This window comes from Methylomagnum ishizawai (assembly GCF_019670005.1).
Classification (GTDB): domain Bacteria; phylum Pseudomonadota; class Gammaproteobacteria; order Methylococcales; family Methylococcaceae; genus Methylomagnum; species Methylomagnum ishizawai.
The window spans coordinates 3,408,266-3,425,891 of record NZ_AP019783.1 but is presented as its reverse complement, the minus strand read 5'-3'; the positions used below and the strand labels follow the sequence as shown (position 1 = coordinate 3,425,891).

Below are 17,626 nucleotides of genomic sequence, written 5' to 3'. Positions count from 1 at the left end.
CGGAGCGTTCGGATCAACCCCGGAGGCCGGCCTTGTACCCGGCCACCCAGCGGGCGTTGGTGGTTTCGTTGGCCCCGGTGAACCCGGCCACGTAGCCGGAACGGAGGGAGCGGCCCGCCATTTGGGCCTCGCGGGAGGCGCGGCCTTCGGCCTTGTCGGCGGTGCCCATCTCGTAGCCCTGGAACCAGTCGGCGTCGGCCTTGCCGCCATTGCGGGCGGCGGCGAGGCCGCGCTTGTAGGGGGCGGAGTCCGCCACGTCCACGGCGGCGCGGGGGGTGGCGGGCTTGGGGGCGGGTGGTTCGGCGGGCCGGGCGGGGGCTGGGCCGCGCAACGCCTCGATGATGGCTTCGGCGGCGGCGAGCCGGTCGGAAAGCTGGGCGACCGCGTGGGCCAGCAAGTGGTATTCGGCCAGCAACGCGCCGTAGCTTGGAAGGACCGGGGCGGTGCCCGGATCGCTTGCGGAAGCGCTGGAAGCCGCGCCGCCGCTGGATTCCTGGGCGGTGCCCGGCGCGTCCTTTTCCCCGTCGGCGGGCGCTTCCGGTTCGCCTTCGGCAGCCAGGCCGCGCAAGGACCGGGCGGCGTCGATCACGTCGCCCACCGTGGCGGATTCCGGCATCCGGTCGGCCAGGGCGGAAAACTCGCCTTCGGTCATGTCGGAACCGCCGTAGACCGCCACCAGGGCCGGGGCCACCCCTTCCACCCCTGGGGCCTCGGCGGCTTCGCGCTGCGCCCGGCACACCGCGCCGTGGTTCCAGCCGGAACGGTAGTCGGCCACGTCATGGGTGGGTTCGCGGTCCGCGTCGCCATCGGCGAAGCCCTCATGCCAGCGGGCCTTGCTGTGGACCGGGGCCGGGTCGGCCTTCACTTCCCCGGCCATGATGGCCAGGGTTTCTTCACGCTCCTGAGCCTCGATGTTTTCCTCGATTTCCTCGTCAGTGGGGTCGCCGCCCAGCGCTTCGTCCAGCATGACCGCGGAAGCGCCCGCCCCAACCGTTTCCTCCTGCGCGGCGGGTTCCAGCATCGGGTCGCCGCGCTTGATGATGTTCAGCGCCCGGCGGATACCGGCCATATCGTCATTGGCCCCGTGGGCGGCTTGGGCCGGGGCTTGCGGGGCCGGTTCCGGGCGCTGGGGGTGCCGCGCGTCCCAAATGGCCCGCAGGGTGTTGGTGTAGTAGAGCTTGTTGTACATGCCCTGGCTGAAATAGCCGCGGGCGAACGACTTGAATTCCTCAAAGCTCTCGATCTCGTCGATATGCGCGGCCAGCCGGTTGGCGATCAACTGCTCGGCCTGGGCAAAGGCCGCTTCCGGCGCGGTTTCCTGTTCCTGGGCCAGGGCTTGGGTCTGTTCGGCCTTGACGCGCTCCATGAGCGTGGCATGGGCCGCGATGGTGGAAGCCATGGACGGGTGGGGGGTGGCGGTGTTGGGGGTCATGGGCTGCGCTCCTGTGTCGTGGTCGGGTTCGGTGGGGATGGCGGCGGGGCCGGGGGCCGGGGCCGCGGCCTGTATTTCCAATTGCCGGGCGCGGGCTTCCAAGGCCGCCGCCGCGTCCAGGTCGGCGAGGTAGGCGCGGTAATCGTCGGCATAGCCCGCGCCGCACCGCAGTTCCGCTCCGGGTCCGTCCTGGAGGGGGGCGGCCTGGGCCTGTCCGGCGCGGGCGTGGGCGCGGGCTTCGGCCCTGGCCGCATAGGCCGCTTCCACCTGTTCGGGCGTCAGCGGCGCGGGGCCGGGCTTGAGGCCGATGCGGCGCACGTCGGTGTGGGTCAGTTTGTCGGCGGGGTCGATGCAGCCGTAGGGGCGGGTGGACGCCGGGGCTTGGGCCGGGGCCGCTTCCTGGGGGGTGGGCCGCTCGGCTACCGGGACGGCGGGCTTGATCTTGATAGCCGCGTTCCATGCCCTGACATAGTTGCCGAACCGGCGGGGGTGGTTTTGGCGGTCCAGCCAGGGCTGGCCGTCGATGAGGACCACGTAGGGCTTCGCGCCGTCGCCGGCTTCGCGGCGGGAAACGGTGATGTTGCTCATGGTGCGCTCCTGGGGGTGTTTGTTCTTGGGGGGCTTGGTGGGTAAGATACAAAACGTATCAAATCAAGTCAATACATTTTGTATCTAATTGAGCTGGAATTCCCCACGCCCACAAAAAAGCCCGGACGGGCCGGGCTGGTGGATGATGGAATGGCTGTTACCCTCCACCTCGCGGGGCTGTGCAAGGACAATTACGGGCGCACGTTGGGCCGGGTGTCGTGCGACGGGATGGATGCCAACCTGGAGCAGGTCAAGCGCGGCTTGGCTTGGTTCTATGTCCAGGGTACGGCCAAGATGAAGCGCGGTATGGGTGGCGGAAGGCGAAGCGACGACCGCAGGCCTGGGGCTGTGGTCGAGGAAGGATGCCATTCCGCCCTGGGAATACCGGCACGGTAGCGGGAAGAAAGGCGGGGCCGGCGGTGCCACCGGCTCTACGGCCCAACCCGACGAAGCCCCGCCCGGCGCGTCCGCGAAGTGTGGCAATGGAAGCTACTCGTTCAGCCAGCACCGCCGGGGCATATGCTCGCATCATGGCGGCGTGGGCGTGGAGCAGGGCTTTAACGATTTGTCGAACCCATCTGAGCGGCGCAGCACCAAGCCATAGATTAAGAAGCCCGCCGGAATCCGGGCCAAGGCGTTGTTTCGGGCGATCCCATAGGGTTGAAGCGCGAACGATATTCGGACAGCCAAGGATGCGGGCGTTCATTGAATCTATCCGCCCTGGAAAAGTCCTATCTATCCAAGAAGCAAGGAATTGCCCAAACCCCGCAGGGTGAACGCATGGACACGGAAACGCCTGATTCATCCCCCGCCCCCACCCATCCTACCGGCCTGGCCAAATGTCCCACTGGCATCCAAGGTCTCGACGATATCACCCAAGGCGGTTTGCCGCGCGGGCGGCCTACCCTGGTCTGCGGCTCCGCTGGTTCCGGCAAGACGCTGCTGGCGATGGAATTCATCGTGCGCGGCATCCGCGAATTCGGCGAGCCGGGCGTGTTCATGGCCTTCGAGGAAACCGCCGAGGAACTGGCCGCGAACGTCGCCTCGCTCGGCTTCGATGTCGCCGCTTTGACCGGGCAGAAACGGATGGCCATCGATTATGTCCATGTCGAGCGCAGCGAAATCGAGGAAACCGGCGACTACAACCTCGACGGCCTGTTCGTCCGGCTGGGCCTGATGATCGCCGAGACCTCCGCCCGCCGGGTCGCCATCGATTCGCTGGAAACCCTGTTCTCGGCGCTGTCCAACGAGGCCATCCTGAGGGCCGAACTGCGGCGCTTGTTCCGTTGGCTGAAGGACCAAGGCGTCACCGCCGTCATCACCGCCGAGCAGGGCCAGAACACCCTGACCCGCCATGGCCTGGAGGAATACATCAGCGATTGCGTGATCTTCCTCGACCACCGGGTCGCCAACCAGGTGGCCACTCGCCGCCTCCGCGTCGTGAAGTACCGGGGTTCGGCCCACGGCACCAACGAATACCCGACCATGATCGACGAGAACGGCCTGTCGGTGCTGCCGATCAGTTCGTTGAAGCTGGACTATCCGGTGCGGAGCGACCGCGTCTCCACCGGCATCGACCGCTTGGACGCCATGCTGGGCGGCGGGGGCTACTACCGGGGCAGCAGCGTCCTGGTCAGCGGCACCTCGGGCAGCGGCAAAAGCAGCCTCGCCACCGCCTTCGCCGACGGGGTATGCCGCGCGGGCGAGCGCTGCCTTTACCTGTCCTTCGAGGAATCGCCCGCCCAGATCAAGCGCAACATGGCGTCCATCGGCTTCGACCTGGGCCGCTGGGAACAGGCCGGCTCGCTGCGGTTCAATTCGGCCCGGTCCACGCTCTACGGCCTGGAACAGCACCTGGTGACCCTGCACAAGCTGGTGAGCGGGTTCCAGCCCGCCGCCGTGGTGGTCGATCCCATCACCAACCTCACGGCCCTGGGCAATACCGACGACATCAAGTCGGTGCTGACCCGGATGATCGATTTCCTGAAGGGGCGGCAGATCACCGCCGTGTTCACCAGCCTGACCGGCGGCGGCGAACCCGTGGAGCGCACCGAGGTCGGCATTTCCTCGTTGATGGACACCTGGCTGTTGCTGGAAATGGTCCAGTCCGCGAGCGAACGCAACCGGGTCCTCTACGTGTTGAAAAGCCGGGGCATGGCCCATTCCAACCAGATGCGCGAATTCCTGCTCGGCGGGCGCGGCATCGAACTGGTGGATGTCTATACCGGCCCCGGCACGGTCCACACCGGGACGGCCCGGCTGGCGCAGGAAGCCGCCGACCGCGCCGAGGCCCTGGCCCGGCGGCAGGCGGCGCTCAGGCGCGGGCGCGGGCTGGATTCGGAACGCGCGGCCTTGGAGGCACAGATCACAGCCCTGCGGACGCGGATGGAAGCGATTGCCACAGAGACCGCAGCGGCCAAGGCGGAAGAAGACACCCACCTGGAAACTTTGGACAGCGACCGGCACGCATTGGCCCATCAACGCAAGGCTGATTGAAAGTGTGGAGGCTCCCGCGATGACCCAGATATCCGCTTCGGAATCGGTCCAGCCCGCCCCAACATCCGGGGAATTCTGGAAACTCCGGTTGTACGTGGTGGGCCGGACACCCCGCGCGGTCGAGGCGTTCGCGAACCTCAAGCGCATCTGCGAAACCCACATACCCGATTGCTACGACATCGAGGTCGTGGACCTCCTGGAAAACCCGCGCTTGGCCGCCGAGGACCAAATCCTCGCCGTGCCCACCCTGGTGCGCAAGCTGCCGGAGCCGTTGAAGAAGATCATCGGCGACTTGTCCAACGAGGAACGGGTCCTGGTCGGCCTGGACCTGTTGCCGCATTGATGCAGGAGCCCCCCATGCCCGATGCCGATCCCCCACCCATCCAGCAGGACTTGGAAACCGCCTTCGAGAACCTGGACGCCCAGCATTATGTGCTGCGACTCTATGTCGCCGGGTTGACGCCGCGCTCCCAGGCGGCCATCAAAAACCTCGCCGCCATCTGCGAGCAGCATCTGGCCGGCCGCTACGACTTGGAGGTAATCGACATCTACCAAAACCCCGGCTTGGCCCGGAATGACCAGATCGTCGTCGCCCCGACCCTGGTCAAGCAACTGCCGGACCCCTTGCGCACCCTCGTCGGCAGCCTGGCCGACCAGGAACGGGTGCTGGTCGGCTTGGATATTCAGCCTAAGCGGGGGTGACGGGCCATGGGCCGTGGCACACGGGACACCCCAGGCCGGGCGCAACTGCTGGCCGACCTCGAACGGTTGCAGACCGAAAACCAGCGCTTGAAAGCCCGCCTCGACGAGGACGAGCAAACCCTGGCCGCCATCCGCACCGGGGATGTGGACGCCATCGTGGTCACCGGTCCCGAAGGCGAGCGGGTATTCACCCTGAGCGGCGCGGAAACGGTCTACCGGCTGGTGTTCGAGACCATGGCCGAGGCCGCCCTGAGCGTCGGTGCCGATGGCCGCATCCTGTTCTGCAATCCGCGTTTCGCTGAACTGGTCGGAGAGCCGATGGAGCGCCTGCTGGGCCGCAGGCTCACCGACTGGGTTTCGCCCGGCGAACGGGAGGACTTCGAGGCCCTGTTGCGGCGCTGCGAATGGCAGCCGGTCCGGCAGCGCGTGGTATTCCGCACGGCGGACGACACCCTCAAAGCGGCGCATCTGACCGGCCACGCGCTGGAACAGCCCGGCGGCTCCAGCCTCTGCCTGGTCGCCACCGACCTGACCGAGTTGGAAAGCTCGGCCCGCCACATCCAGCTCTTGCGGGAACATCAGCGCGTCCTGGAAGCCCGGCAAGCGGAATTGCGCACCGCCCGCCGCGAAGCCGAACGGGCCGCCGCCGCGCTGGCCGAGAGCGAGGAGCGTTTGAGGTTCGCCCTGGAAAGCACCCGGATCGGTGCCTGGGAACTCGACCTGGCGGACCTCAGCGTCCAACGCTCCCCCCAACATGACCGCATCTTCGGCTATGACGAACCCTTGCCACGCTGGACCTACGTGATATTCCTGGAACACGTCCTCCCGGAAGACCGGGCCTCGATGGAGGCGAATCTCCGCGAAGCCCATGCCGCACTGGGCGAATGGAATGTCGAGTTCCGCATCCGGCGCGCCGACGGCGAGGTCCGCTGGCTCTGGGCGTCCGGGCGGTGCCGCCTGGATGCCGACGGGCATCCCCGAAGGATCACGGGGCTCACGCAGGATATCACCGAGCGCAAGCGGGACGAGGCATGGCTGCGTCTGACCGCCCAGGTGTTCTCCACCACCCTGGAAGGCATCCTGGTTACCGACAGGGACCGCAACATCATCGAGGTCAACGCGGCCTTCACCCGGATCACCGGCTACGCCCGCGAGGAGGTGCTGGGCCGGAACCCGAGGTTCATGCAATCCGGGCGGCACGACCGCGACTTCTACGCCGCGATGTGGCGCGCGATCCGCGAGTCCGGCCACTGGACTGGCGAAATCTGGAACCGCCGCAAGGATGGCGGCATCTACCCGGAGTTGATCACCATTTCGGCCATCGCCGACGAGCGGGGCGAAGTCACCCACTACGTCAGCATTTCCTCCGATATCACCTTGCTCAAGGAACACGAGAAGCGGCTGGAACAGATCGCGCACTACGACGCCCTGACCGGCATCCCCAACCGGATGCTGCTGTACGACCGGATCAAGCAGGCGCTGGGGCGGACCCGGCGGGAACACAAGCTGTTGGCGGTGTGCTATCTCGACCTGGACGGCTTCAAACCCATCAACGACACCCTGGGCCATGAGGCGGGCGACGGGGTACTGATCGAGGTGGCGCGGCGGATCGGGCAGGTCCTCAGGGGCGGCGACACGGTCGCCCGGTTGGGCGGGGACGAATTCGTGGTGCTGATGCTGGGGATAGAAAGCCCCGTCGAGTGCCGCATGGGGCTGGACCGGCTGCTGCAAGCCATCGCGCAGCCGATCTTCATCCAGGGCCAGCAATGCGGGGTCACGGCCAGCATCGGCGCGACCCTATATCCCTCGGACAATGGGGACGCGGATACCCTACTGCGCCATGCCGACCAAGCCATGTACCTCGCCAAGCAGTCCGGGAAGAACCGCTACCATGTTTTCGATCCCCACCAAGACGAGCGGATCAGGAGCCATCAGGAACGGAAGGCGCGGGTCGAGCAGGGGTTGCTGGACCGGGAGTTCGAGCTGTTCTACCAGCCCAAGGTCGAAATGCGGAGCCACCGCATCGCCGGGGTCGAGGCCTTGATCCGCTGGCGCCATCCCGAGCGGGGCGTGCTGACCCCTGGCGAGTTCCTGCCCGCCATCCAGAATTCCGACTTGGAGATACAGATCGGGGAATGGGTGATCGATACCGCCCTGGCGCAATTGGCGCAATGGCGCGGGGAGGGGCTGGACCTCGACCTCAGCGTTAATATCGCCGCCGCCCATCTGCAATCGGAAGGCTTCGCCGATACGCTGCGCCAACGCTTGGCCCTGCATCCGGCCTTAAGGCCGGGCCAACTGCAAATCGAAATCCTGGAAACCGCCGCCTTGGAAGACCTGCCCGCCGCGCAGAGCGTCATCAAGGACTGTGTGGCCTTGGGGGTGGGGTTGGCCCTGGACGACTTCGGCACGGGCTATTCGTCGTTGTCGTACCTCAGGATGATTCCCGCCGACACGCTGAAGATCGACCAGAGCTTCGTGCGGGACATGCTGGTGGACAAGGGGGATTACAGCATCGTCCAAGGCGTCATCGCCATGGCCCATGCCTTCGGGCGGGCGACCGTGGCCGAGGGCGTGGAAACCCAGGGGCATTTCCTGGCGCTGGAGGAGATGGGCTGCAACGTCGGCCAAGGCTATGGCATCGCCGGCCCCATGCCTCCGGGAGAGTTGGCGCAATGGTGCCGCGGATTCGCGCCCGGCCTTTCGATCCCGCCCCAAACGGGTGGAATGCATTGATGGCATGGACTCCGGGGGGGCCGGAGAACCCGGCTGGGAACGGATGGTTCGGTTTGGAGCCGCACAGGAAAATCCAAGGAAGCAGTGGGCCTCCTCCAAACCTTCGAGCTTATTGAAGTCCGCATGACCGGAATCTTCTTGGGCCGCCCAATGTCTGCTTTCGGCGGATATCGCTGATTGCAAGCCCATCCAGAAAGCGGCTATCCAAGAAAGGTTAGGGGGCAAGCGCCGGTGACGGCTATGGCCGAACACCAGTCAGCAGAATCCTTGAGCAACTTTAGCGACTAACTTTCCTGCCCAACACCCTCCTTCAGGCCAAACGAGGGTAAGCCAGAGGGTAAAACCCCCGCAAATGAAAAAGGCCCGCCCTTGTGAAAGGGAGAAGCCTTTGGAGAACAGGGTGTCACGGATTACGCTGACAATAGCGCTTTTATCGGTTTGTCAATGTAAATAGTTCACAGAAAAAAGCGTGATGGGGTTGGCAGAATGTAGTTTGGGCTACCCTGCTTTCCGGTTGATGCCATCTTGTTGGCCGCTTAACCGTCCGCTTTGTTTTGCAACTTCATAAACATTCTGAACAGCGTCCCTCGTCTTTCGGTCGGCACGCCTATATAGGGTGATGTGTTTTTTTTCTTCCCTGGTGAGTGGAACTAGCTCCCTGTCTTCATCGGCAGCGGGGGGGGGCGCTAGTTCATCGGCGGGAACGGTATAAACAGATTCATCCCCAAACATGAGGATATCAAGGGACATTTTGAGTGTTTTGGAGAGAGCCTTAAGTTGCGCCACGGAAGGATCGCGCCGGCCTGTCAAGTAATGTCCCACCGCCCCCCGCGTTTTCACGCCCAACAGCGGCACTAAGTCTTCTTGGGTAATCCCCAATTCTTCCATTCTGGCTTTCGCTCGTTCGTACCATTCGCTCATGGGCAAATGATACGCGCAGTATCTTGTCGGGCAACGACACATTTTGTCATCCCTCTTGACTTGCAAAGATACATTTTGTATCTTCAGCCCATGAACACGCTCAACGCATACATAAAAAGCCTACCTAGAAGGCAACGCGGAAGTTTCCGAAGAAACTTGGCGGAAGCCATTGGACTGTCGGAGCCAATGGTTCGGCATTTGGCGAATGGCACAAGGGCAATTTCAGCCGAGCGTGCCGTCCAGATTGAGGAAGCCACCAAAGGCGTTGTCACCCGTTATGAGCTACGCCCCGATCTTTGGCCCCCGCCACCCGGCTTCCAGCCAAAACCCCCGACCGCAGGAAGCGGTGAAGTAATCGAGCGGGCCGCATGAACACCGCCCGCCCGGACGGTATTCCGGGCATCCACCACAACCCAGGAGCAATCCATGACGACCACCGTAAGCATCGAAGCCCATCACCCGCCCGACAAGGAGGTTTCCGTGTCGATCACCGAAAACGGCCAGACCGTCGAGGCGTTCGCGCTCCGGGACGGGGAAAGCGCCCAACGCCACGTCTATGACGGGCGCGAAATCAGCGTGAAGGAAGTCGCGAAGCCGGTTGGGCAAATCCACGACCCGGCCTAGTTCCCCGACGCCGCGCCGGGCGGTCGATCCCGGCACCACAAGGAAGCGCCCATCGGCCCACGGTTTTTGCCGTCGTGGGCAAGCGGGCCGGAGGACGTTTCCTTGTGGCCGGGGAGCGGTGCCGTAGCCGCCTTACAAGTGTAGGTTTTTGAAAAAACCGGAGGCGAGACAAAGGGTTAAGGTACATTGGTGAGTAACGACAAACACCCTGTACCGGAGGAACCGCCATGCCTCGCCCTCCAGAACTGTACCAATGGAACCGGGAGATCGCCATCCACTTTCCCGGCCTTTCGAAGCCGATGGTGATGGGCTTGGCCCTGTGGAGCCTGGGCATGGTCGTGGTCGGCGCTTGCAGCCTTTCGGCGCTGACCGACTGGTGGTCGTGTCGGCTGGGGCAGAAGGGCGACGCGGTGCGGGAGCGCCTGCGCTACGTCTACCGTGGGAAGGAGGCCAAGGCCGGGAAGGAGCGCCGCGAACTCGACGTGGAGGCGTGCCGGGCCCCCTGGCTGGGCTGGGTTTTGGAGGGCTGGGATGGAAACCAGTTGGCGGTCGCCTTGGACGCGACGAGCCTGGGGCAGCGGTTCGTGGTCCTGGCGGTCAGCGTACTTTACCGGGGCTGCGCGGTGCCGGTGGCCTGGAAGGTGCTGAGGGCGGAACGGAAGCATCCGTGGAAGCCCGAATGGCTGGCCTTGCTGAGGCATTTTAAGGACGTCGCGCCCGCGTCGTGGACCGTCCTGGTGCTGGCGGACCGGGGGCTGTACGCCAAGTGGCTGTTCGAGGGGATCCAAGCGCTGGGCTGGCACCCGATGCTGCGGGTGAACTCGGGCGGCACCTTCCGCCCCCGGGGATGGCGGCACTGGCGGCCGTTCACCCGCCTGGTGCCGAAGGTGGGCGACCGCTGGCAAGGCCGGGGGACGGCGTTCGGCGGCAAGCGGACCCGCCTGGACTGCACCCTGTTGGCCTATTGGGGGGAAGGCCACAAGGACCCCTGGCTCGTCCTGACGGACCTGCCGCCGGAAGCCGCCAACGCCTGCTGGTACGGATTGCGCGGTTGGATCGAGCAAAGCTTCAAGAAAATCAAGGGCGGCGGCTGGCAATGGCAGAACACCCGCATGGACGATCCCGAGCGGGCGGAGCGCCTCTGGTTGGCGATCGCCATCGCCACCTGGTGGCTGCTCTCGGTGGGCGGGGAGGCCGAGGCCGGAATGGCCGCCGCCACCTTCCCGGCCATTCCGGGCTCTCCCCGCCAACAGGCCCACCGCTGGCGGCTGGTGGGGATTTTCCGCCATGGCCGTTCCCTGATCCTGGCCGCCCTCTTCGAGCGCCGCGCCTTGCCGGTGGGGAAGGCCCACCCAGAACCCTGGCCATCGGTGCCAATCCCAACCCCAGGGGCAACCGTGGCGATCCTCACGGGGGCGGTATGAATAAACCTACACCTGTAAGGCCGTAGCCGCCCCCCAATCCTTTTCTCATCCATGTAAGGATCGGTTATGTCCAGACCCCCCATACCAGACCCGGAAAAGCACCAATACGAACTGTTCGTGAAAGTCCAGGAAGCGGATTGGCTGATTATCAACGGCATCGCCAAAAAGAAGGGGATACCCCGGAACGTGGTCGCCAGGGCGCTGATAAGGAAGGCGCTCACCGGCACCATGTCCACTGTGGACAAAATCCTAGACGACGCGCTGTCGGCATAAAAACATGGCCTCCGGAATCGACGAAAGCCGCGAGAGGGCGATGGGTATCACCCTCGATGCTGTCGATATGGAGTTGTTAACAGCTACTCCCTTCCCGCCCTAAGACCCCCCACTTTTTGGCAGGCGGTAGATATGGCTGAGAATGTTCTTGACCTGCTGGGGTGTTTGGGGAGGGGCCTGGGCCAAGTGCCGATGGACGCGCTCGGCCCGCTGCTGGACCGTCATGGCATGGGGCAGGTGGTAGAGGGAGTTCTTCCTGACGAGGCGGATGAGGTATTCGGCCGGGTTGAACTTGGGGGAGTGGGCCGGGGTGTGGAGGAAGTCCACGGCGATGCCCTGGGCCAGGGGGATTTCCGCCAGCAACTCGGCCAGAGCGGCCTTCATGGAGTCGTTGTGGATGGAGCAGTTGTCGAGGATGAACAGAATCCTTTGGTAGCCCAGGCTGGCGTAGCGCAGGACGATCAGGGCGATGACGTAAACGGCGTTCGGGGTTTTGGCCTGGGGTTGGAAGTCCACGGTGGTCTGGCCGCTGTTCAGGTCCAGGGCCAGGAAGCCGTTCAGTTTCTCCCGCCGCTTCTCGTTGCTCGGCGGCGCCGGGGCGGTGTTCTTCTCCGCCCAGGCGTAGTGGGTGCAGGTCGTGGACAGCAGCGCGAACTCGTCGAGGGCTACGAGGGCGGTGCCGGGGTCGGCCTCGGCGGTTTTTTTTCGAGCGCCTCCACGAAGCCGGCCCGCTCGGCGGGCTGGGCGGGGCCGTAGTCGCGGTGGGCGCGCTGGTGGGAGAGGCCCAGTTCGTCGAAGATTTCGTAAAGCCGGTTGGCGCTCAGCGGCAGGCCCCACTTCTTAACGAGCAAACCCTGGACGTGGGCCGCCGTCCATTGGTAACTGTCGATGCCATAGTCCGCCGGCGTCTTGTGGAGCAGGATGTAGCGCAGGACCTTGCGCCGCTGCGGGTTCAGGGCTTGCGGGCGGGGCCGCCTTTGCGGGGCCAGCAGGGCGTCGAAGCCACCATGCAGGTAGCTGTCCAGCCACTTCTCCAGCGTCTTGCGCTGGACTCCCTGGCTGCGGCAGACCCCGGCCATGCTCTCGCCGTCCCACAGGGCCTTCAAGGCCAGCAGCCTACGCCGTCGGCTTTGCTGCTGGTGGCGGTAGAACAGCGCCTGCCACCGTTCACGGTCCTGCGGGGCCAGCCGTTGGATGCGGATACAGCGGTTCATCGTGCCTTTCCCAGTCCAGTTCGATTGCCTATAAGCTTAGTCGTTCTTTAGACGGGAAGGGAGTAAGTTAGTGGTTTTTAATAATGTCTAATAGTCATATCGACCTTTAGTCCGGTCATTATTCGACCATAGATAACCAGAATCTATGGGTTCACATCCTGATTCGGAAGATTTCAATGTAGTTGTCGCCTCGCCGTTGTGGGTTCAGGCCGCTTTTGGAGGCGTGGCGTGAACCTCGGATTGGGTCTTGGCTGGCGCGGCTGATCGTTCCGGGTTCAGGTGTACGGCCGGGATCGGCCGCCAATTGCGGAGGCCACCGGTCCATCGTTGCGGATGCCGTGCGCGGGCGGCCTCATAGACGGCTCGGCGCCGCTTCAGGAGGTCGGCGTCCTGGCCGGCATGCCGCTCGGCGGGGGTGACGAAGCGGATCGCGCCGTGGCGGTGCTCGTGGTTGTACCACCGGACCAGGCCTTCGGCCCAACGGCGCGCCGCCGCCAGGTCGTCGAACGGCCGGACCGGATGGTCGGGCCGGTATTTCAGGGTCTTGAACACCGCCTCGGCATAGGGGTTGTCGTTGCTGACGGCGGGCCGGCTGAAGGACGCCGCGACGCCGAGGGATTGCAAGGTCGCGAGCATGGTCGAGCCTTTCATGGGCCCGCCGTTGTCCGAATGTAGGACGACCTGGCCCGGGGCCACGCCCTCGCGCCGACATACGTCGCGCAGGAGTTCGCCGGCCAGGGCGCTGCTTTCCTCGCCGTAGACCTGCCAGCCCACGACCTTGCGGCTGAACAGGTCGAGGAACAGATAGAGGTAGAAGAACTGGCCCCGGATCGCGGCGGGCAAATAGGTGATGTCCCAGCAGTAGACTTGATTGGGAGCCGTGGCGCACAGGGCCCTGGGCTTGCCGCGCGGCTGTCCCGGCCGTTCGGCCCGGCGGTGCGCCAACTGGTTTTCGGCCTTGAGGATGCGGTGGAAGGTCGATTCCGAGGCCAGGTATTCCCCCCGGTCCGCCAGCCGGGGCACGATCTGGCACGGCGGCAAATGGCCGAACTCGGGGGAGTTGGCCACCGCCAGCACCTTGGCCCGCTCGGCCTCGCTCAGCTTGTGGGGTGGAACGTACACCCGCGCGGGCCGCCGGTCGGCCTGGACGCCGTCCCCGGATCGCCAGCGCTGGACGGTGCGGGCGGACAACCCCAGCACCCCGCAGGCCCGCTCCAGGCGCGCGCCGGCGGCGGTGGCCTCGTCGATCAGGGCGGTCACGGTTTCGCGCTCTTGCGGCGGGGTCATTCTTCCCCTCCCCCCAAGAGCGCCCGGTACTTTTTTTGAAGGACCAGCAACGCCGCCGCCTCCGCCAGCGCCTTGTCCTTACGCGCCAATTCCCGTTCGAGGCTCTGGTTGCGCTCCTTGAGGACCCGCAGTTCCCGGGCGTTCGTCGATGCCTCTCCCGTGCCCCCTGGATCCCGGCAAAAGTCCCGCTTCCAACCGTCCAGCTGGTGGGCGAACAGGCCGCGCTCCCGGCACCAGGCGTTCAGGGCTTCCCCTTCCAAGCCATGGCTCTCCTGCAACGCCGCCAACCGTTCCTCCGGGCGCCAGTCCCCGGGACGCCTCTCCCGCTTCACCGCGCCGCGTACCGCCTCGGGTAATTTCTTTTTCATCCAGCCCTTCAAGGTCAAGTGGTTCATGTTCAGTTCCTCGGCCACCTCTTTTATCGACCGGCGGCCACGCGCAAACACCTTCCGAAGCGCTTGCTCTTTGAACTCTGCGGAATACGTCGTAATCATGGGCAATTGTCCTCTTCTTTCCTCTTTCATTCGGAAAATTAGAGGCGACAACTATTCTGACGCCGGGGGGATTCACAGATAGGCCATCTGATGATGGTTGAGACGTTTGCCATGCCGGATTTCAGCATGAGTTTGTGAATCTACGTAACAATTGGGTTTTTAATAATGTCTACTCCCTTCCCGTCTAAAGAACGACTAAGCTTATAGGCAATCGAACTGGACTGGGAAAGGCACGATGAACCGCTGTATCCGCATCCAACGGCTGGCCCCGCAGGACCGTGAACGGTGGCAGGCGCTGTTCTACCGCCACCAGCAGCAAAGCCGACGGCGTAGGCTGCTGGCCTTGAAGGCCCTGTGGGACGGCGAGAGCATGGCCGGGGTCTGCCGCAGCCAGGGAGTCCAGCGCAAGACGCTGGAGAAGTGGCTGGACAGCTACCTGGATGGTGGCTTCGACGCCCTGCTGGCCCCGCAAAGGCGGCCCCGCCCGCAAGCCCTGAACCCGCAGCGGCGCAAGGTCCTGCGCTACATCCTGCTCCACAAGACGCCGGCGGACTATGGCATCGACAGTTACCAATGGACGGCGGCCCACGTCCAGGGTTTGCTCGTTAAGAAGTGGGGCCTGCCGCTGAGCGCCAACCGGCTTTACGAAATCTTCGACGAACTGGGCCTCTCCCACCAGCGCGCCCACCGCGACTACGGCCCCGCCCAGCCCGCCGAGCGGGCCGGCTTCGTGGAGGCGCTCGAAAAAAAACCGCCGAGGCCGACCCCGGCACCGCCCTCGTAGCCCTCGACGAGTTCGCGCTGCTGTCCACGACCTGCACCCACTACGCCTGGGCGGAGAAGAACACCGCCCCGGCGCCGCCGAGCAACGAGAAGCGGCGGGAGAAGCTGAACGGCTTCCTGGCCCTGGACCTGGGCAGCGGCCAGACCACCGTGGACTTCCAACCCCAGGCCAAAACCCCGAACGCCGTTTACGTCATCGCCCTGATCGTCCTGCGCTACGCCAGCCTGGGCTTCCGCCAGATCCTGTGCATCCTCGACAACTGCTCCATCCACAACGACTCCATGAAGGCCGCTCTGGCCGAGTTGCTGGCGGAAATCCCCCTGGCCCAGGGCATCGCCGTGCACTTCCTCCACACCCCGGCCCACTCCCCCAAGTTCAACCCGGCCGAATACCTCATCCGCCTCGTCAGGAAGAACTCCCTCTACCACCTGCCCCATGCCATGACGGTCCAGCAGCGGGCCGAGCGCGTCCATCGGCACTTGGCCCAGGCCCCTCCCCAAACACCCCAGCAGGTCAAGAACATTCTCAGCCATATCTACCGCCTGCCAAAAAGTGGGTGGTCTTAGGGCGGGAAGGGAGTAGCTGTTCTCGAAGACCTTTGCATGGGTCTTGATTTCCTGGTCTTGGTGGACAACTACGCCCGCTTCTATCGCTTCGATCAGGTCTTTCGCTACGGCCCCTGCCATCTGGTATATAACGGTTACTCTGATAGTTATTGCCTATGTCTACAAGGGTATTTTGGGATGGCAAACCAGCCCTTTCAAAGTGACTACTTCTTCTTCCTAAGTAATTGATATGTCGAGACATGTGGCTGTTTCGGGTCGTAGGGCGGTTTGTCGATGGGCTTTTTCGGGCCGCGCGGATGCTTTTTGAGGGTACGCAACGGGATGTTCCGGGCGGTTTCGCGCAGCCACGCGGCGAATTCCGCCGGGGTTTGTTCGGAGACGAACAGCCAGTCGCCGACCCCGCTGAGTTGGATGAGCGCGAGGAAAGTGGCGGCGATCTCGTGGGAGAGATAATACCCGGAGATATCCTTGGACACGGGTTTTCCATGGGCGCAGTCCAGCGCCGAGATCATGACCGAGAAGAGGTTATAGGCGACCAGGGCCAGGGCGAATCCGAACAGGGCGGCCTTGGGATAGGCCAGGGTTTCGATCTCGGACTTGAAATGTTTTTCGACGTGTTGGAACGCGGTTTCCAGGGTCCAGCGCCTGCGGTAGAGGTCGGCGACGGTGGCGGCGGGTATGTCCGCCGGGAGGTCGGTCAGGATATCGACGAAGGCATCGCCGTCGCGGGTGGGTTGTTCGAGTTCGACGCGGACGAGGCGATAGGGCCGCCCGGCCACGCCGACCCGCTTTTCCAAAAGCCGCCCGCCGCCCTGTTCCCCGGCCTGGGAAAACAGGGTTTCCTCGGTCAGCGGCAGGTTCAGGTGCAAGCGCATCAAGGCGTGGGCGTTCCGGCCCTGGAGCCGGTCGAGGAATCCCACGGTGCAGAAGTTGCGGTCGGCGATCCACAGTTCGCCGGCCTTGGGGATACCGGCCACGGCGTCGAGCAGGCGGCGCTCCTGGGCATGTCCGTCCTCGCAAGGGAACACGTCCCGCATCAGGCGGCGCTCCGGGTCGAACACCACCAGCGACTTGCCCGGCAACGCGGCACCGCCGACCTCGCGGTGGACGGCGAGGCGTTTCTCGCTCGCCGCCAGACAGTTGCCGTCGAGGAGGCGGACCGGATAACCCGGCAACCAGGGTTCGGGGGTGAAACCCAGGGCATCGAGAATATCCGACAGGTCTTCCGAGGTATCGCGCAGCAGGGCTTGGGACACGGATAATTCAACGCCCTTGAGTTTCTCGTAGAGCGCGGATACCGTTACCCCCAGGGGTTCCGGGTGTTTCTGGTAGGCCGCGTTGATCGAGGGATGGACCTTGAGGACCACGCTCAGCATGAGGTCGCACACCGTCGAAAATAGGATTTCCCGCGTGTATTGCTCCTTCGCGTTCTCCAGGAAAATCCTGTCCAGCCTCTCCGCCGCAAAGCAGCGTTCCAGTAGGCCGTGCAGCAGGCAGGACAGGGGCATTTTCTGGCGGAATAGCTCTAGCATTGATCTCGACTATTGGTGTTGGTATGTTGAGCGCCGATAATACTATCGGTTATTTCAGTTTGAAAGGGCTGGATGGCAAACCAATTGGCAGTGGTATTCCAAGTGGGCCAGGAATCACAGCAGCAAGCCCTTCTGGATCAATAGAGTTGACTGGGGAATTACCGACATAGGCGTATGTATTAACCCCACCACGCAACCCAACCGGATCGCTCTCCACATACCTTCCCACCCCCGCATCGTAATCCCGGAAGTGGTTGTAGTACAGCCCCGTCTCCGCGTCGTAGTACTGGCCGGGGAAGCGCGGGTTGTACTCGATGCTGGAACCGATGACGGCCTGGCCGAACGGCTCGTACCGCGCCGACCACACGACCTGCTGGCCCGCGTCGGTGATGCGCTGGACCGTGCCGAGCCGGTCGGGGTACGGGTAGCACACGGTGCCGTTGTTCACCAGTGCCAGCGGTGTGCCGTCCACCGCCAAGTGGATGCGGTCGCCGTCCGGGCCGCGTCCTACGTGGGCTGGATTCGGTGGTAGTTTTTGAGTGCGCTATCACGG

18 protein-coding genes and 1 pseudogene are annotated in these 17,626 nt (G+C 64.3%); 12 read left to right on the top strand and 7 right to left on the bottom strand.

All coding sequences use genetic code 11. The features are described 5' to 3' along the window. Positions 1-13: 13 nt before the first annotated feature. Positions 14-2,020 carry a hypothetical protein gene (locus tag K5658_RS15590; RefSeq protein ID WP_221067068.1) on the bottom strand — a complete coding sequence of 669 codons (2,007 nt, stop codon included), beginning with the start codon at positions 2,018-2,020 and terminating at the stop codon, positions 14-16. 150 nt (positions 2,021-2,170) lie between these two features. Between K5658_RS15590 and K5658_RS15585 the strand changes: the two genes are divergently transcribed. From K5658_RS15585 to K5658_RS15560, 6 genes are all read left to right on the top strand, one after another. After that, positions 2,171-2,416: a thermonuclease family protein gene (locus K5658_RS15585; RefSeq protein ID WP_221064025.1), complete on the top strand. Its 246-nt coding sequence runs from the start codon at positions 2,171-2,173 to the stop codon at positions 2,414-2,416. Beyond that, positions 2,331-2,624: a DUF3761 domain-containing protein gene (locus K5658_RS24080; RefSeq protein WP_221064024.1), complete on the top strand. Its 294-nt coding sequence runs from the start codon at positions 2,331-2,333 to the stop codon at positions 2,622-2,624. The genes K5658_RS15585 and K5658_RS24080 overlap by 86 nt, the downstream gene beginning before the upstream one ends. Before the next feature lie 176 nt (positions 2,625-2,800). After that, complete coding sequence (gene kaiC / locus K5658_RS15575) at positions 2,801-4,516, top strand: circadian clock protein KaiC (protein WP_221064023.1); 1,716 nt, start codon at positions 2,801-2,803, stop codon at positions 4,514-4,516. A 19-nt stretch (positions 4,517-4,535) separates the two neighbouring features. Then, on the top strand, positions 4,536-4,859 hold the full coding sequence (locus tag K5658_RS15570; RefSeq protein ID WP_221064022.1) for a circadian clock KaiB family protein: 324 nt from the start codon (positions 4,536-4,538) through the stop codon (positions 4,857-4,859). 14 nt (positions 4,860-4,873) lie between these two features. Further along, positions 4,874-5,218, top strand: coding sequence for a circadian clock KaiB family protein (locus tag K5658_RS15565; protein ID WP_246628458.1), 345 nt, complete (start codon positions 4,874-4,876; stop codon positions 5,216-5,218). Between the two features lie 6 nt (positions 5,219-5,224). Continuing rightward, positions 5,225-7,954, top strand: coding sequence for a sensor domain-containing protein (locus tag K5658_RS15560; RefSeq protein WP_221064020.1), 2,730 nt, complete (start codon positions 5,225-5,227; stop codon positions 7,952-7,954). Positions 7,955-8,452: 498 nt separating this feature from the next. Here K5658_RS15560 and K5658_RS15555 read toward each other — a convergent pair whose 3' ends face one another. Further along, complete coding sequence (locus tag K5658_RS15555; RefSeq protein ID WP_221064019.1) at positions 8,453-8,875, bottom strand: helix-turn-helix transcriptional regulator; 423 nt, start codon at positions 8,873-8,875, stop codon at positions 8,453-8,455. Positions 8,876-8,881: 6 nt separating this feature from the next. Between K5658_RS15555 and K5658_RS24205 the strand changes: the two genes are divergently transcribed. From K5658_RS24205 to K5658_RS15535, 4 genes are all read left to right on the top strand, one after another. Further along, complete coding sequence (locus K5658_RS24205) at positions 8,882-9,247, top strand: transcriptional regulator (RefSeq protein ID WP_425515864.1); 366 nt, start codon at positions 8,882-8,884, stop codon at positions 9,245-9,247. 54 nt (positions 9,248-9,301) lie between these two features. Beyond that, on the top strand, positions 9,302-9,499 hold the full coding sequence (locus tag K5658_RS15545) for a hypothetical protein (RefSeq protein WP_221064017.1): 198 nt from the start codon (positions 9,302-9,304) through the stop codon (positions 9,497-9,499). 227 nt (positions 9,500-9,726) lie between these two features. Next, positions 9,727-10,923: a transposase gene (locus K5658_RS15540; protein ID WP_221064016.1), complete on the top strand. Its 1,197-nt coding sequence runs from the start codon at positions 9,727-9,729 to the stop codon at positions 10,921-10,923. A gap of 66 nt (positions 10,924-10,989) precedes the next feature. After that, positions 10,990-11,196, top strand: a complete 207-nt coding sequence (locus K5658_RS15535) for a hypothetical protein (protein WP_221064015.1) — start codon at positions 10,990-10,992, stop codon at positions 11,194-11,196. Positions 11,197-11,295: 99 nt separating this feature from the next. Here the strand turns inward: K5658_RS15535 and K5658_RS15530 are convergent, their stop codons facing one another. From K5658_RS15530 to K5658_RS15520, 3 genes and pseudogenes are all read right to left on the bottom strand, one after another. Further along, positions 11,296-11,841, bottom strand: a complete 546-nt coding sequence (locus K5658_RS15530) for a transposase (protein WP_246628659.1) — start codon at positions 11,839-11,841, stop codon at positions 11,296-11,298. A gap of 20 nt (positions 11,842-11,861) precedes the next feature. Continuing rightward, positions 11,862-12,410 (bottom strand): helix-turn-helix domain-containing protein, encoded by a 549-nt coding sequence (locus K5658_RS15525; RefSeq protein WP_221064014.1) that lies wholly within the window; start codon positions 12,408-12,410, stop codon positions 11,862-11,864. A gap of 204 nt (positions 12,411-12,614) precedes the next feature. After that, positions 12,615-14,191: pseudogene (locus K5658_RS15520) on the bottom strand (IS3 family transposase). Between the two features lie 235 nt (positions 14,192-14,426). Here K5658_RS15520 and K5658_RS15515 point away from each other — a divergent pair. Continuing rightward, positions 14,427-14,975, top strand: a complete 549-nt coding sequence (locus tag K5658_RS15515; RefSeq protein ID WP_221064013.1) for a helix-turn-helix domain-containing protein — start codon at positions 14,427-14,429, stop codon at positions 14,973-14,975. Positions 14,976-14,992: 17 nt separating this feature from the next. Next, the gene (locus tag K5658_RS15510) at positions 14,993-15,541 is read left to right on the top strand and encodes a transposase (RefSeq protein ID WP_246628658.1); all 549 of its coding nucleotides are present in this window, start codon (positions 14,993-14,995) and stop codon (positions 15,539-15,541) included. 203 nt (positions 15,542-15,744) lie between these two features. Here K5658_RS15510 and K5658_RS15505 read toward each other — a convergent pair whose 3' ends face one another. Then, positions 15,745-17,073 (bottom strand): transposase, encoded by a 1,329-nt coding sequence (locus tag K5658_RS15505; RefSeq protein ID WP_221063785.1) that lies wholly within the window; start codon positions 17,071-17,073, stop codon positions 15,745-15,747. Between the two features lie 49 nt (positions 17,074-17,122). Next, positions 17,123-17,545, bottom strand: coding sequence for an RHS repeat-associated core domain-containing protein (locus K5658_RS15500; protein WP_246628657.1), 423 nt, complete (start codon positions 17,543-17,545; stop codon positions 17,123-17,125). Between the last annotated feature and the right edge of the window lie 81 nt (positions 17,546-17,626).

What these genes read in the sequence shown, in the direction of transcription:
- K5658_RS15590 (WP_221067068.1), bottom strand. Translation starts at nt 2,020, where the DNA reads ATGAGCAACATCACCGTTTCCCGCCGCGAAGCCGGCGACGGCGCGAAG.
- K5658_RS15585 (WP_221064025.1), top strand. Translation starts at nt 2,171, where the DNA reads ATGGCTGTTACCCTCCACCTCGCGGGGCTGTGCAAGGACAATTACGGG.
- kaiC (WP_221064023.1), top strand. Translation starts at nt 2,801, where the DNA reads ATGGACACGGAAACGCCTGATTCATCCCCCGCCCCCACCCATCCTACC.
- K5658_RS15570 (WP_221064022.1), top strand. Translation starts at nt 4,536, where the DNA reads ATGACCCAGATATCCGCTTCGGAATCGGTCCAGCCCGCCCCAACATCC.
- K5658_RS15565 (WP_246628458.1), top strand. Translation starts at nt 4,874, where the DNA reads ATGCCCGATGCCGATCCCCCACCCATCCAGCAGGACTTGGAAACCGCC.
- K5658_RS15560 (WP_221064020.1), top strand. Translation starts at nt 5,225, where the DNA reads ATGGGCCGTGGCACACGGGACACCCCAGGCCGGGCGCAACTGCTGGCC.
- K5658_RS15555 (WP_221064019.1), bottom strand. Translation starts at nt 8,875, where the DNA reads ATGAGCGAATGGTACGAACGAGCGAAAGCCAGAATGGAAGAATTGGGG.
- K5658_RS24205 (WP_425515864.1), top strand. Translation starts at nt 8,882, where the DNA reads ATGATACGCGCAGTATCTTGTCGGGCAACGACACATTTTGTCATCCCT.
- K5658_RS15545 (WP_221064017.1), top strand. Translation starts at nt 9,302, where the DNA reads ATGACGACCACCGTAAGCATCGAAGCCCATCACCCGCCCGACAAGGAG.
- K5658_RS15540 (WP_221064016.1), top strand. Translation starts at nt 9,727, where the DNA reads ATGCCTCGCCCTCCAGAACTGTACCAATGGAACCGGGAGATCGCCATC.
- K5658_RS15535 (WP_221064015.1), top strand. Translation starts at nt 10,990, where the DNA reads ATGTCCAGACCCCCCATACCAGACCCGGAAAAGCACCAATACGAACTG.
- K5658_RS15525 (WP_221064014.1), bottom strand. Translation starts at nt 12,410, where the DNA reads ATGAACCGCTGTATCCGCATCCAACGGCTGGCCCCGCAGGACCGTGAA.
- K5658_RS15515 (WP_221064013.1), top strand. Translation starts at nt 14,427, where the DNA reads ATGAACCGCTGTATCCGCATCCAACGGCTGGCCCCGCAGGACCGTGAA.
- K5658_RS15505 (WP_221063785.1), bottom strand. Translation starts at nt 17,073, where the DNA reads ATGCTAGAGCTATTCCGCCAGAAAATGCCCCTGTCCTGCCTGCTGCAC.